14 protein-coding genes are annotated in these 12,693 nt (G+C 63.5%); 10 read left to right on the top strand and 4 right to left on the bottom strand.

The features are described from left to right. The first annotated feature begins 130 nt into the window (after window positions 1-130). The 5 genes from FJ964_RS07085 (at window position 131) to FJ964_RS07065 (ending at window position 4,541) form a co-directional block, all read left to right on the top strand. Complete coding sequence (locus FJ964_RS07085; RefSeq protein ID WP_140549722.1) at window positions 131-733, top strand: alpha-ketoglutarate-dependent dioxygenase AlkB; 603 nt, start codon at window positions 131-133, stop codon at window positions 731-733. A gap of 234 nt (window positions 734-967) precedes the next feature. Then, entirely contained in the window at window positions 968-2,737 is a 1,770-nt protein-coding gene (locus FJ964_RS07080; protein WP_140549721.1) for a thiamine pyrophosphate-dependent enzyme, read from the top strand. A gap of 350 nt (window positions 2,738-3,087) precedes the next feature. After that, window positions 3,088-3,552, top strand: coding sequence for an Hsp20 family protein (locus FJ964_RS07075; RefSeq protein ID WP_140549720.1), 465 nt, complete (start codon window positions 3,088-3,090; stop codon window positions 3,550-3,552). A 66-nt stretch (window positions 3,553-3,618) separates the two neighbouring features. Further along, a complete protein-coding gene (locus FJ964_RS07070) occupies window positions 3,619-4,086 on the top strand; it encodes a hypothetical protein (RefSeq protein ID WP_140549719.1) in 468 nt (155 codons plus the stop codon). 152 nt (window positions 4,087-4,238) lie between these two features. After that, a complete protein-coding gene (locus FJ964_RS07065; RefSeq protein WP_140549718.1) occupies window positions 4,239-4,541 on the top strand; it encodes a DUF982 domain-containing protein in 303 nt (100 codons plus the stop codon). 124 nt (window positions 4,542-4,665) lie between these two features. On the opposite strand, the gene FJ964_RS07060 is transcribed toward FJ964_RS07065, so the two are convergent. The 4 genes from FJ964_RS07060 to FJ964_RS07045 are packed head-to-tail and all read right to left on the bottom strand — an operon-like array spanning window position 4,666 to window position 7,908. Then, window positions 4,666-5,451 (bottom strand): SDR family oxidoreductase, encoded by a 786-nt coding sequence (locus FJ964_RS07060; protein WP_140549717.1) that lies wholly within the window; start codon window positions 5,449-5,451, stop codon window positions 4,666-4,668. A 57-nt stretch (window positions 5,452-5,508) separates the two neighbouring features. Further along, window positions 5,509-5,844: a hypothetical protein gene (locus FJ964_RS07055; protein WP_140549716.1), complete on the bottom strand. Its 336-nt coding sequence runs from the start codon at window positions 5,842-5,844 to the stop codon at window positions 5,509-5,511. Further along, entirely contained in the window at window positions 5,844-6,716 is an 873-nt protein-coding gene (locus FJ964_RS07050) for a DUF6772 family protein (RefSeq protein WP_140550002.1), read from the bottom strand. Before FJ964_RS07050 ends, FJ964_RS07055 begins: the two co-directional genes overlap by 1 nt. 52 nt (window positions 6,717-6,768) lie before the next feature. Then, window positions 6,769-7,908: a mandelate racemase/muconate lactonizing enzyme family protein gene (locus tag FJ964_RS07045; RefSeq protein ID WP_224713177.1), complete on the bottom strand. Its 1,140-nt coding sequence runs from the start codon at window positions 7,906-7,908 to the stop codon at window positions 6,769-6,771. Between the two features lie 133 nt (window positions 7,909-8,041). On the opposite strand from FJ964_RS07045, the gene FJ964_RS07040 reads away from it, so the two are divergent. From FJ964_RS07040 to FJ964_RS07020, 5 genes are all read left to right on the top strand, one after another. Then, window positions 8,042-8,800 (top strand): FadR/GntR family transcriptional regulator, encoded by a 759-nt coding sequence (locus FJ964_RS07040; protein ID WP_140549714.1) that lies wholly within the window; start codon window positions 8,042-8,044, stop codon window positions 8,798-8,800. Next, window positions 8,797-9,585 (top strand): SDR family oxidoreductase, encoded by a 789-nt coding sequence (locus FJ964_RS07035; RefSeq protein WP_140549713.1) that lies wholly within the window; start codon window positions 8,797-8,799, stop codon window positions 9,583-9,585. Before FJ964_RS07040 ends, FJ964_RS07035 begins: the two co-directional genes overlap by 4 nt. A gap of 72 nt (window positions 9,586-9,657) precedes the next feature. After that, window positions 9,658-10,902 carry a sugar ABC transporter substrate-binding protein gene (locus tag FJ964_RS07030; RefSeq protein ID WP_140549712.1) on the top strand — a complete coding sequence of 415 codons (1,245 nt, stop codon included), beginning with the start codon at window positions 9,658-9,660 and terminating at the stop codon, window positions 10,900-10,902. Window positions 10,903-10,925: 23 nt separating this feature from the next. Then, window positions 10,926-11,846, top strand: a complete 921-nt coding sequence (locus FJ964_RS07025; RefSeq protein ID WP_140550001.1) for a sugar ABC transporter permease — start codon at window positions 10,926-10,928, stop codon at window positions 11,844-11,846. Beyond that, complete coding sequence (locus FJ964_RS07020) at window positions 11,843-12,685, top strand: carbohydrate ABC transporter permease (protein ID WP_140549711.1); 843 nt, start codon at window positions 11,843-11,845, stop codon at window positions 12,683-12,685. Before FJ964_RS07025 ends, FJ964_RS07020 begins: the two co-directional genes overlap by 4 nt. Window positions 12,686-12,693 lie beyond the last annotated feature (8 nt).

Genomic DNA, 12,693 nt, shown 5'->3' with positions numbered 1-12,693 from the left:
AGTGAAATACGATGCGTCCCGCCCGCATTGAATAATCCGACAGCGAGGTCGAGGTTCCCATGAAATGCGAGCCGCCCGCGGCCGGCCGGGGAAATCTTGTCTCAGCCGCGGATTTCACCATCTAAAGGCGATGCCATCGCCCGGATCCAGCAATCCCACGGACCCTCGCCAGGACGACCTCTTTGGTGCGCCCGACAGCTCGCCGGAAGGATTTCGTTACCGGCCCGAACTGATCACGCCAGCGCAGGAAGCTGAACTGGTGCGGGAGCTCGGGAGCCTGTCCTTCCAGCCATTCGATTTCCACGGCTATCTCGCCAATAGACGCGTGGCAGGCTTCGGCCTGCGCTACGACTATGAGCGGCGCCAGGTAATGGAGGCGCCGCCCATACCAGGTTTCTTGCTGCCCTTGAGGGACAAGGTAGCCGGCTTTGCCGGCCGGCCTGCCACCGATTTCGTGCAGGTCCTCATCAACGAATATCGGCCGGGCGCCGGCATCGGATGGCATTGCGACAAGCCGCACTTCGGCATTGTCGCCGGCGTGTCGCTGTTGGCTGCTTGCAGTTTCCGCCTGCGCCGCAGGAACGGTGCGAAATGGGACCGCGAAACCGTTATCGTCGAGCCGAGATCCGCATATCTGATGACCGGCGCCTCCCGAACCGAGTGGGAGCACAGCATACCGCCTCTGACGGAGCATCGCTATTCGATCACGCTGCGGACACTCCGGCCGTCGTGATCGTGGGGTAGCAAATGCGGGCCGGCCGGTACACCGCCTCGCGGAGAGCTGCTGGGGCCAGGAAATTTCACCCGGGCATGAAACTTTCCCCGCCACCGATGGTTTTGCCGACAGGTTTTATGGGCGCTGCCCGAGGACGTGCGGCAGCTCTGTTTCGATTCCGACACGAACTCCTGAAGCTCCCCTCAAGCGGACGGTTTTAGAAACCGTCGCGCTTAATGAAGGAAATCCGCCATGCCCAACGCTGCCGAAATTCTCGTCGATACCCTGATCAACTGGAAAGTGGAGGTCGTCTTCGGCCTGCCGGGCGACGGCATAAACGGCATCATGGAGGCGTTGCGCACCCGTCAGGACCGCATCCGGTTCGTCCAGGTCAGGCACGAGGAATCTGCCGCCTTCATGGCGTGCGCCTATGCCAAATGGACCGGCAGGTTGGGCGTCTGCCTGGCCACCTCGGGACCGGGGGGCACACACCTCCTGACCGGGCTCTATGACGCCAAGCTCGACCAGGCTCCCGTGCTTGCCATCACCGGCATGCAGTTCCACGACCTCATCGAGACCTTCACGCAGCAGGACGTCGACCTGACCCGCGCCTTCAACGACGTCGCGATCTTCAACGCACAGGTCTCCGATGCCGCCCATATGGAAAACCTGGCCGGCCTCGCCTGCCGCTCGGCCCTTGCCCGGCGCGGCGTCGCCCATCTCTCGATTGCCAGCGATGTCCAGGAAAACGAGTTGCCCGAGGCGGACCGTTCGAAGCGAAACCGGCCCTCGCACACCCCCGATCGCTGGTTCGAAGGCAGCCGGCTTCCGGCCGCCGACCAGCTCGACCAGGCGGTTGAGATTCTCAACGCGGCAAAAAAGGTCGCCATCCTGGCCGGGCGCGGCGCACTCGGCGCACGCGAAGAACTCGAACGCGCGTCGGACCTGCTGGCGGCACCCGTCGCGAAGGCGCTGCTCGGCAAAGCCGTGCTGCCCGACGACCATCCGAATACGACCGGCGGCATCGGCATTCTCGGCACCCGCGCCTCGCAGGATGCGCTGAACGAATGCGACGCCCTGCTGATTGTCGGATCGACGTTTCCCTACATCGAATACTATCCCGAACCCGGCAAGGCGCGCGGCGTCCAGATCGACCGTGACGCGCAGAGGATCGGCCTGCGCTATCCAGTCGAGGCGGGACTTGTCGGCGATGCCGCCGAAACCTTGCGCCTCCTCAACGAACGCCTCGAGCGCAAGAGCGACCGCTCGTTCCTGGAAAAGGCACGGCGGGAAATGGCCCGCTGGCGCGACGCGATGGCGTTATCCGAAGCCAAGCCGGATGTGCCGCTGAAGCCGCAACTCGTGGTCAAGGCATTCGGCAGGCGTATGCCCGAGAACGCGATCCTGGCAGCCGATTCAGGACAGAATACCGAGATGGCTGCTAGGCACATCGACATGAAGGCCGGACAGGCGTTCGGGGTTTCTGGAGCGCTCGCCTCTATGGCCTGCGGCCTTCCCTATGCGATTGCCGCCGGCATTGCCTTTCCGGGGCGCCCTATCTTCGCGGTGGTTGGCGATGGCGGGCTTGCCATGCAACTCGGCGAATTCTCGACCGCGGTACGGCACGGCATTCCGCTCAAGGTCCTCGTGCTCAAGAACGGCATGCTGAACCAGATCGCCTGGGAGCAGATGATGTTCCTTGGCAATCCGCAATTCGGCTGCGAGCTGCAGCCGATCGATTTCGCCATGGCCGCCGAGGCCATGGGCGGCATCGGCTACAGCGTCTCGCGGCCGGAAGAGGTCGAGGGTGTGCTGGAGGCGGCCTTCGCCACGCAGGGACCGGTGATTATCGAGGCGGTGGTGGACGCCTATGAGCCGATGATGCCGCCCAGGATGCCGCCCGATTATGCAAGGAATTTCCGCAAGGCGCTGCCGGACACGCCTGGACACGACCAGATCGAGGACAATGTCGGCGAGGAACCGCTGAAGTCCATGATGAGCGAAGTTTCCGAGGAGGCGTAGGCACAGCCGGTCTCGCCCCACGTCTGCGGTCAGATGGCGACCGCACGGCGACACTGCATAGGGATACTTCTACCGAGTCCGCGCGATCGCTATCGGCGCCCGACCATCGCGGGAGTCCCGGGCATGTACCGCTTCGGGGCAGATCCTGCTGTTGCGAGAGTGAAGTGCTGTGCGGCCGAAACTACCGCAAGCCACTGTTTTTGCACGGAAACCCAGCATCAAAAATTTTTTGGGACGCCTCTTGAAGAGATTTTTGGCCATTCCCAAATCGTTTCGCGTCGAGGCTTCGGCTCGGCGAAAAACGTCGCGGCATGCGCGGCGTTCCATGTTGCTTTTCGGAGGATATGGCTATGAGAAGCGTGGATTATACACCCCTTTACCGCACGACGGTCGGCTTCGACCGTCTCTTCGACATGCTCGACAGCAGCGTTCGCTCGGACTGGCCCCCCTACAATATCGAAAAGAAGAGTGAGAACGACTACCGCATCACCATGGCGGTAGCAGGCTATGACCTGGACGAGATCGAACTCGTGCAGAACGGCGCCGAACTGTATGTCACTGGACGCAAGAAGCCCGATACTGAGCAGCGGCAAGTTCTCCACCAAGGCCTTGCGATAGGCAATTTCAGACAGGCCTTCAAGCTGGCCGACCACGTGAGAGTGGAGGCTGCGACGCTGAACTGCGGTTTGCTCGCCATCGACCTCGTGCGTGAGGTTCCCGACGAACTCAAGCCGCGTCGCATCGAGATTGGCGTCCGCGACCCCAAAAATACAACGAACTCGATACGCCAGGATATGCCGCGCAAGGCGGCGTAGGACGTGGCAACAACCTGCGGTCCGCCTCCCGGCAACATCGGGAAGCCAAGATTGCGGAGAACGGAGATGACAAGCGAAGCTGATATCTTTCTTCAAACCGGCGCAAGAAGACCGACCCGCATCGACGTCTCGTCGTTGCCGAAAAACCCCGGCGACGTCCTCAACTGCTCAACCATGAGCCTTGCGGCGAAGCGTGCCTTGCTTGCCTCATGGGCCTCGGACAGGCATGCGGTTGACGACGCTCCGTCGCTGCGCAGGCTGGATGATGGCTCGGTCATGAATGTGGATGAGATCCTTCGCGCGCTGAAGGCACTGGATGAGCGTGAGCAAAGAAATCCGCCGCATAGGGCTGCGTCTCCATCGCAGCGGCGTTCTTTCGGCCGCTTCCGTCGAGGGAGTTGGTCCCGCTGGATCGCGGGCGTCCGAGGTGAAGACGATGATGACGATCCACCTCCGAGCCCGGTCTGCACTGCCATCCCGCCGAAGGCAGGCGGTGGCGGGGCATTTTCCCTGCCGGAACCTGAAGCAGCCTAGAGCAATCCAGGGAAAAGCGCATACCGCTTTCCCTGGAAATTACGTGGAAACAAACAGTTAGAGCAGTTCGGCGTCTCGTGAAACGATGAACTGCTCTAATGAAGGGGTTGGCACCAACCCTTAAAAAAGCATCCAGCCAATGGAGGAGGTTCATGAACGACAAGATGTTCGAGCAGCCCGTTCTGGTGAAGAACGGGGACTTCACGATCGAGGAAGTAGCGTGCCTCGAAGATGCATTCGACTTTCTGCAGAATTGGCCTCGGAACCGCAGAGGTCCGATTTTCGAAACCGCCCTGCGCGCGTGCCAACGCGCCTATGACGGCCATGTCCCCGTCTCGCTGGCGCGCGATGCCTTTGCCGGCTTTGCCCGCTCGGCCAGGATCCTTGAAGACGTCTCGACCTCCATACCCTGGATGGCGGGGGTCAAGACGGGCAGAGGCGGCGTTTCCGCCTGAGGAGAACCTTCGCGGGACCTTCGGTTTTCAAGGCAAGTGAAGTTCTGAGAGCGCTTGGGACAGTTCACCCTTTCACAGGCGCGGTGACCGGTGGCCAACGCCGGTCGCCATAGCTCGGTGCCGGTCAACGGAACATCGAGCCGCCATCAACGTCGAGGGCCGCGCCATAGACGAAGCTCGCGGCGTCTGAGCAGAGGAACAGGATCGCGGCGGCCATATCGTCGGGCCGGCCCATGCGGCGCATCGGCAAATTGGCCGCGATGCGGTCCTTGAGAGCCTGGTCGATATGGGAATGCATCGGCGAATCGGTCGGCCCCGGATTGAGGGCGTTGATGCGCACCTTCTTTCCCGCCAACTCGCGCGCAACCGACTTCACCAGCGACAGCGTGCCAGCCTTGGACGCCGCATAGGCTGTGTCGGCGATGAGCCCGCCGCCGCCCTGCACGCCGGCGTCTGAGGCCACGCACACGATATTCCCCCCGCCGGCATTGCCTTGCATGCGCTGCACCGCCCCCTGGACGGTGAAGAAGGTGCCCAGCAGATTGACCCCGAGGACGCGCTGCCAGTGCGCCCAATCCTGCTCCGCGATTCTCTTGGCCGTGATGATCGCCGCGCAGGTGACGACATTGTCGAGCCGCGCCAGCCTGGCGTCGCAATAGTCGAACATGCGCCCGATGCTGTCGGGGTCACCCATGTCGGCCACCACCTTGTGCGGTGTCCCGGCCATTCCGCTCAGTTCGTCATGGCGCTTGGCCAGCCCCTCCGCGTCGCGGTCGCACATCACCACCTCGGCGCCCTTGGAGAGAAAGGCACGGGCGGTCTCGAAACCCATGCCGCTCGCGGCGCCGGTCACCAGCACGGTCTTGCCGGCGAAGCTGTCCTGGGAAAATGTGGCGTATGGGTCGATCATGATGTCTCCGTGAACCGATAAGAGGTGGCCGGCGGCAAGGTTTCCCGCGCGGCGTGTTCAGGCCTTCAGGTGCAGCGTCACGAGCACGCTGCACTCCGCGCCGCTGTCGAAACGCGCCGCGACGCGCAGCCAGTTGCCGAAATGGCTAAGCCGCGCCATTGCCACGCCATCGCGCTCGGCCGGCATGGCAAACTCGGTGCCTTCGCGCAGCCAGTGCATTCCATCCGGCGAGATCTCGACCCACGCCGTTGCCGCAGGGCCGACAGGTTGCTTCAACGCGCGCACGAAGAAGATCGCCTCGCGCGCCCATCCTGCCTCATAAGGCTCGCTGGCGGCCTCGCCGCGCCAGCGCTCGTTGCGCGAGACGACCGCGGTGATGTTCTCGGGCAGCATCAGAAGTCTCCGGAAATGCAGATGGAGTCGACATAGAGAAAGGCCCGTTTGGCAACGTCGGTTTCAGCGAAGAGGCCGAAATTGAGCATGCACCACAGGTTCTTCATCGCCGGAATGCGGATCGAATCAAATCCCGAGAGGTCGAAGCTGCGATCGTTGCAGCGCAGCCCGAGCGCCGTCATCGATTCCAGATCGAAATCGAAGCACAGATAAGTCCAGTTCACCTTGGTGGGGATCTCGTTGTAGCACAGGCGCTGCGATCCGCCGGGAAGATCGAGCCAGCCCTCCGGCGACAGATGATAGTGGCTGATCGTTTTGTCGTCGGTGCCAATAGGGACGATCCTTTCGGTCTCGCGCTTGTACTGCCATTTCTGCAGATGCTGGCCGTCGAGCGCGTTAAGAAAGCGCAGATGCGGCATGACGCGATCGTTGCCGCTGTTGCCGTCCTGGTCTCCGCCTTGCAGGTCGAACAGGAAGCCGACGGAGCGCACATCGGTTTCGGACAGCTTCAACGTGTTGGCTTCGGGCTTGAAGGTGAAGTACATTTCGAAACGGACCGGCCCGCGCTTCCTGAATGTGTGGCGTTTGATGGCGACGTTGCGGGCCCCCGCCACCGGGCGTGTCGCGATCTTCAGGGCATAGGATGAATCCATCCCGCCATGCGAGCCGGCGTCCCAGTGCGCCAGCGTCGAGAGCATGGCGCTGGTGTGCTGCGCGTAGCCCGGCAGCATCGTGTCGAGATCGTCCTCGTAGTTGCCGACAAGCTGCGACCAGCCGCAATGACCGCGCGCGAAATTGTCGAACGACAATATCCGCGGCAGCGGGTCGAAGCGGCTGAGCGCGGGGTCCGCGCGCAACAACGCCAGCCGCATCGCCTCGGCGAGGTCAGCGCCCTGGTTTGGAGCCTGGTTCTTCATCTCGGCCTCATCCGGCTTTCAGTTTCTTGACGGCGTCCCAGTCGATCTCGATGCCCAGCCCCGGTTTCTGCGGGACGTCGAGCGTGCCGTTCTTCTGCCTGACGCAACCGGGCGCGAGATCGGCCAGACTGGTCTTGAACGGGCTGGCGTCGCACTCGCACTCCATGACGCCGAAGTTCGGCATCGCGGCTGCCAGATGGACGCTTGCGGTCTCGCAGACAATGCCCGACATGCCGATATGCGGCGCATAGCGGACGTCATGCGCGGCGGCGTAGTCGGCCATGCGACGCGTCTCGGAGACGCCGCCCGCGCGCGCCACGTCGGGCTGCAGCACGGACAGCGTCCGGTTGGCGATCAGGCGCTGCGCCTGGTCCAATGTGAAATTGCTCTCGCCCGCAGCCAGCGGCACGTCGCAGCGCCGGCGCAGTTCCTCATAGCCCTGCTCGTTTTCCGGTTGCAGCGGCTCCTCGAACCAGAAATAGCCGTTTGCCGAAAGCACACGGCCCACCTCGACCGCCTCGTCCAGATTGTAGGCCCAGTTCGCATCGACGCAGAGCCCGATCGCATCGCCGGCGCGCTTGCGGATGCGCTCGATCCGTTTGCAGGCGTCGCGCACGGGCCGCGCCATCTTCACCTTGATGCGCGTAAAGCCCTCGCCGACATAACGATCGAGTTCAGCATCGGCGGCATCGTCATCGACCCAGTTGACCGCGGCGGCGTAGACGTCGATGCGGTCGCGTCCGACACCGCCGAGAAGCTTCGCGACCGGCTGTCCAGTCGCCTTGCCCAGTATGTCCCAGAGCGCGATGTCCACGCCGGCGATGGCCTCGATCAGCATGCCGCCTGCCCTGCCCGACAGCGCGCGGCGCATGGACTGCCACAGGGCGCCGATGTTGCGCGCGTCCTGGCCGAGCAAGCGCGGCTTGAGCGAGCTTTCGATCAGCTCGACATAAGCCTTGGGCGAGAACCGCGCCAAGGTTTCGCCGACGCCGACAATGCCCTCGCTCGTGCGCACTTCGACCAGGACCAGCGAGACCTTTTCATAGACGCCCCAGGACGTGACCGTGGGCCGGGGCAATGTCTGGCTGAGGGGATGGGCAATCACCTCGGCAATCTTCAGCGGCCCCGCCGCGATTGGATCGCTCACGTGCATCGGCTCCAGATTTCTCCCTTGTCCTCTCGCACCGCCCTCATAGCTCTCACTTGTAAACTTAGCAACCAAAAAACTTAGTTGCTATGTTTGAGGAAACCGTGCTAGTGATCCGCGGAAAGGATCCCGAATGCCCCTGGACGCAGCACGAAAGCCGATTTTCGCCGCGAAGCTCGCGAGCCCTTCCCGCCTCGCGGACGGCGTTTCGGACGCGATCGCCGCGGCGTTGTTCGACGGACGCATCGCGCCTGGTGAAGCGCTGCCGCCGGAAGGCGAGATCGCCAGGGAATTCGGCGTCTCCAAGCCCATCGCCCGCGAGGCGTTGCGCCAGTTGACCAGCGCGGGCCTCGTTTCGACGCAGCAAGGAAAGGTGGCCCGCGCCAAGGCGCTCAGCGGCGAGCCGATGGAGCGCATCTACGCCTATGCGGTCCGTTCGAGCCTGACGCGGCTTCAGGAAGCCAACGAGATGCGCCGCGTCATCGAGGTTGGCATAGCCAGGCTGGCTGCCGAGCGCCGCGATCCGCGCGGCCTGGAAATGATGCGCCAGGCCGTGCTCGACATGCATGCCGGCATCGGCAGGCCCGGCGATTTCACGCAAGCCGACATTCTGTTCCACCTCGGCCTCGCGACGGCCACGGGCAACTCCATGATCCGCATCCAGATGGAAGGGATGCGGTCGGTCCAACGCGAGGTTTCGGAACTGTTCTCCCAGCGCTCCAACCGCACGGAAGCGGATTGGCGGGCCACCGTCGAACGGCACCAGGCGATCTACGACGCGATCGTGGCGGGCGACACCGATCTCGCGGACCGGCGCATTCACGAGCATTTCGACGCGGCCGACATCGCCTCGTTCGAGGTGGCCGGCAAGCTCGGGGAGCCGTCGCCGTGAGCAAGGACCGTTTTTCCCTTGCCGGACGGCGGGCGCTGGTGACCGGCGCCAACTCCGGCATCGGGCGCGCGGTTGCGATTGCCCTGGCGCAGCATGGCGCCAGCGTCGCGCTGCATCACTTCGGCGACGCCGTCGGCGCGCGCGACACGGCGGCGGTCATCGGCCCGGGCACCGTGGTTCTCGAGGCCGATTTCACCGATAGCAAGTCAATGTCGGCTTTTACCGATGAAGCCGCCGGCGCCGGCCCCATCGACATTCTCGTCGCGAACGCGGCGATCGAGCGGCGCCGTGCATGGAACGAGGTCGACGAGGCCCATATCCAGGCCCATGTGGCGGCAAACTTCACGGCCCTGCTCACCTTGGCCACGCGGCTCGTTCCCGCCATGGCCAAGCGCGGATGGGGACGCGTGGTCGCGACCGGCAGCGTGATGGCGAGGCGTCCGCGCGCCGAGACGATCGTCTATGCCTCGCTGAAGGCGGCGCAACTGACGGCGATGCGCGCCATGGCGCGCGATGTCGCGTCGCATGGCGTCACCATGAATGTGGTATCGCCCGGCGCCATTGAGACGGAGGCAACGGCCGAGCGCTACCGGGACGTCGCCTTTCGCCAGGCGGTCGCGGCGAAGATTCCCGCCGGCCGCCACGGCCAGGCCGACGACCTCGTCGGCGCCTTCGTTTTTCTGTGCAGCGACGCCGCCCGCTACATCACCGGGGCCGACCTGCCCGTCGACGGCGGCTGGACGATCGGCGACGCGCCCGGCGCGCTGCCGGGGACAACAGCATGACAAGCCGCCTGTCGGGCCGTTCGTAGCGCACCGCAGTTGTTGATTGGACCATCAGCGTTTCGGGAGGAAACCATGAAGACCGCAATGAAGCTTGCAATATCGGCCCTGGCGCTGTGCACCCTGTCGGCGCAGTCACTGGCCCAGGAACTGCGGGTGACCGTGTGGACCGGCAGTGAAGCCCATCTCAAGATGCTGAACGGCATCGCCGGGGGCTTCATCGCCAAGCATCCGGGTGTGACGGTGAAATTCGAGACCGTTCCGGTCGCCGACTACACGCAGAAGCTCACCTTTCAGGTCGCCGGCGGCAACGCCCCCGACGTCGCCTGGATGATGGAGGATGCCGCACCCGCCTTCGAGAACGCCGGGCTGCTGATGGACATCGGCCCGACGCTCAAGGCGACGCAGGGATACAACTTCGACGATTTCTCCGAGCCCGCCATGGCGCTCTGGCAGAAGGACGGCAAGGTCTACGGCGTGCCCTTCTCCACCTCGCCGTTCCTGATCTACTACAACAAGGACATGTTCGACAAAGCGGGTGTCGAAGATCCCAACCAGCTCGCCGCGAAGGGCGAGTGGAACATGCAGAAATTCCAGGAGGTCGCCAAGAAGATCACCGAGGCCAATCCCGGCAAATGGGGCTTCGAATTCAAGGATGGCGAAGGCTACGCATCGCGCATGACGCATGCCTTGCTGCCGCCCGTTCGCGCTTACGGCGGCGATCTGTGGGCCGACGGCCAGTGCGGCCTCGACAAGCCGGAGGCGGTAGCCGCCATCAAGCAGCTTCACGACATGGTGTTCAAGGACAAGTCGATCGTGCCGCCGGGAGAGCAGGGCGACTATTTCTCCGGCAATTCGGCGATGACCGTGAACCAGATCTCGCGAGCCTCGAAGATGCCCGAGGCGGGTTTCAAATGGGGCATCGCCCCCTTGCCTTCGGGACCCGCCGGCGAGGCTCCGGTCATCGGCCAGGCCGCGTTGACCGTCTTTGCGTCCGGCAAGAACAAGGAGCTTGCCGCGCAACTGGTGGCCGACATGACCAGCAAGGACAATGTGGCTGTCATGGCCCAATTCTTTCCGCCGGCCCGCAAGAGCGTCCTGGAGAGCGACGCCTTCGTCAACTCCAACAAGCTGATCCCGCCGCAGCAGATGAAAAGCGTCGCCGCAGCGATCGTCAACGGCCGCGTTCACCCTTCGCATGAGCATGTGCCGCAGATATTCGCCGCGATGGCGCCGCGCGTCGACGCGCTGTGGCGGGCCGATGCCAATGTCGAGGAAGCGCTGAAGGGCGTCTGCGCCGCCATTCAGCCATTGCTCTGACAGGTTTTCGGTTCATGGCCGGCATGGCATCCCGAGACAATGCGGCGCGCCCTGCCAGCGCGCCGTGGCTGAGCTTGAAGGCCAGGGAGATGCTGGAGGCGTGGCTGTTCGTCAGCCCGACCTTGATCGGCTTCCTGGTCTTCTTCCTTGGGCCGCTGGTCGCTATCTTCTATTATTCCACGACCGAGTGGAACCTGCTCAGCCAGCAGGCGACCTTCGTCGGGCTTCGCAATTTCCAGAATGCGCTGCTGGAAAACCCCGACTTCTGGCATGTCGTGCGCAATTCCGTGATCTTCGCGCTGGGGCTCGTTCCCCTGAACATGGCGCTGGCGCTCTTGCTTGCGCTGGCGCTTTCGCGGCCGTTCTTCGGCGTCGTCTTTTTCCGCACGGTTTTCTTCGCGCCGGTGGTCACATCGGCGATCGCCTGGGCCATCGTGTGGAAATTCATGCTGCAGGGCGAAGGCGGCGCCGTGAACCAGATGCTCGCCTGGATCGGCATCGATGGCCCGAACTGGTTGCGCGAGCCCAACTGGGCGATGGCGGCCGTCATCGTCACCCGCGTCATCAAGATGGTCGGCCTCAACATGATCCTCTACATCGCCGCGCTCCAGTCGATACCGCGCGACTACGAGGAGGCAGCCGCGCTGGAAGGTGCCTCGCGCTGGCAGATCTTTCGCATGATCACCTGGCCGCTGCTCGCGCCGACGACGCTGGTCATCATGGTGCTGACGACGATCGGCTCGTTCAAGGTGTTCGACCACATCTACCAGATGACCGGCGGCGGCCCGGAAAACGGCACCCTGGTGCTGGCCTTCTACATCTATCAGCAAGGCTTCAAATTCTTCAACGTCGGCTACGCGGCCGCGCTCGCTCTGATCATGTTCGCCATCGTGATGGCGCTCACCCTCGTGCAGGTGATGTTGCGGCGGAAGGAGATGGAGTGACCCCGCGTCGGATCGAGATTCTCTATCGCATCTGCTGGACCATGGCGCTGCTGCTTTTGGCCGTGCCCTTCGTGTTCCCGTTCCTGTGGATGATTTCCGGCGGCTTCAAGAGCACCACCGAGATATTCGGCGCGCCGACCCTCATTCCCCGCGTCTGGCGCTTCGAGAACTTCGCGGAAGTGTTCACCTATCAGCCCTTCGCGCGGCAGTATTTCAACTCGCTCTATATCGCCGCAACGGTGACGGTGCTGACCCTGTTCATTGCCTCGCTCGCGGGCTACGCGCTGGCGCGCATCCGCTTTGCCGGCGCCGGGCTGTTGATGCTGTTCCTGGTGATGGCGCTGATGGTGCCGGAAGAGGTCACCATCATCCCTAACTTCTTCCTGATCCGCGCCATGGGCCTGATCGACACGCACTGGCCGCTCATCCTTTTGCCGGTCTTCGGCCCGCAGGGCGTGGTGGCGACGTTCCTGATGCGTCAGTTCTTTCTGGCGCTGCCCAGGGAACTCGAAGAAGCCGGCAAGATGGATGGCCTTTCGCGGTTCGGCGTCTGGTTGAAGATCGCCCTGCCCATGGCGCGGCCGGCGCTTGCCGCGGTTGCGATCATCACCTTCCTACATTCGTGGAACCTCTTCCTCGAGCCGCTGATCTTCCTCAGTTCGCTCGAAAAATTTACGCTGCCGCTGGCGCTGTCCAACTTCAACGACAGCTACGGCCTGCCCTTGTGGAACCTGCAGTTGGCGGCGACCAGCCTGGCCGTGGTTCCCATCCTCATCATCTATCTGATCGCCCAGCGCCAGATCATCGAGAGCTTCGCCCTCTCCGGCGTCAAGGGATAAGGGGAGTC

The sequence above is a fragment of the Mesorhizobium sp. B2-3-2 genome (assembly GCF_006442295.1).
Classification (GTDB): domain Bacteria; phylum Pseudomonadota; class Alphaproteobacteria; order Rhizobiales; family Rhizobiaceae; genus Mesorhizobium.
Note: the sequence above shows the minus strand (reverse complement) of the source record. Positions and strands in the feature narration are given on the sequence as shown.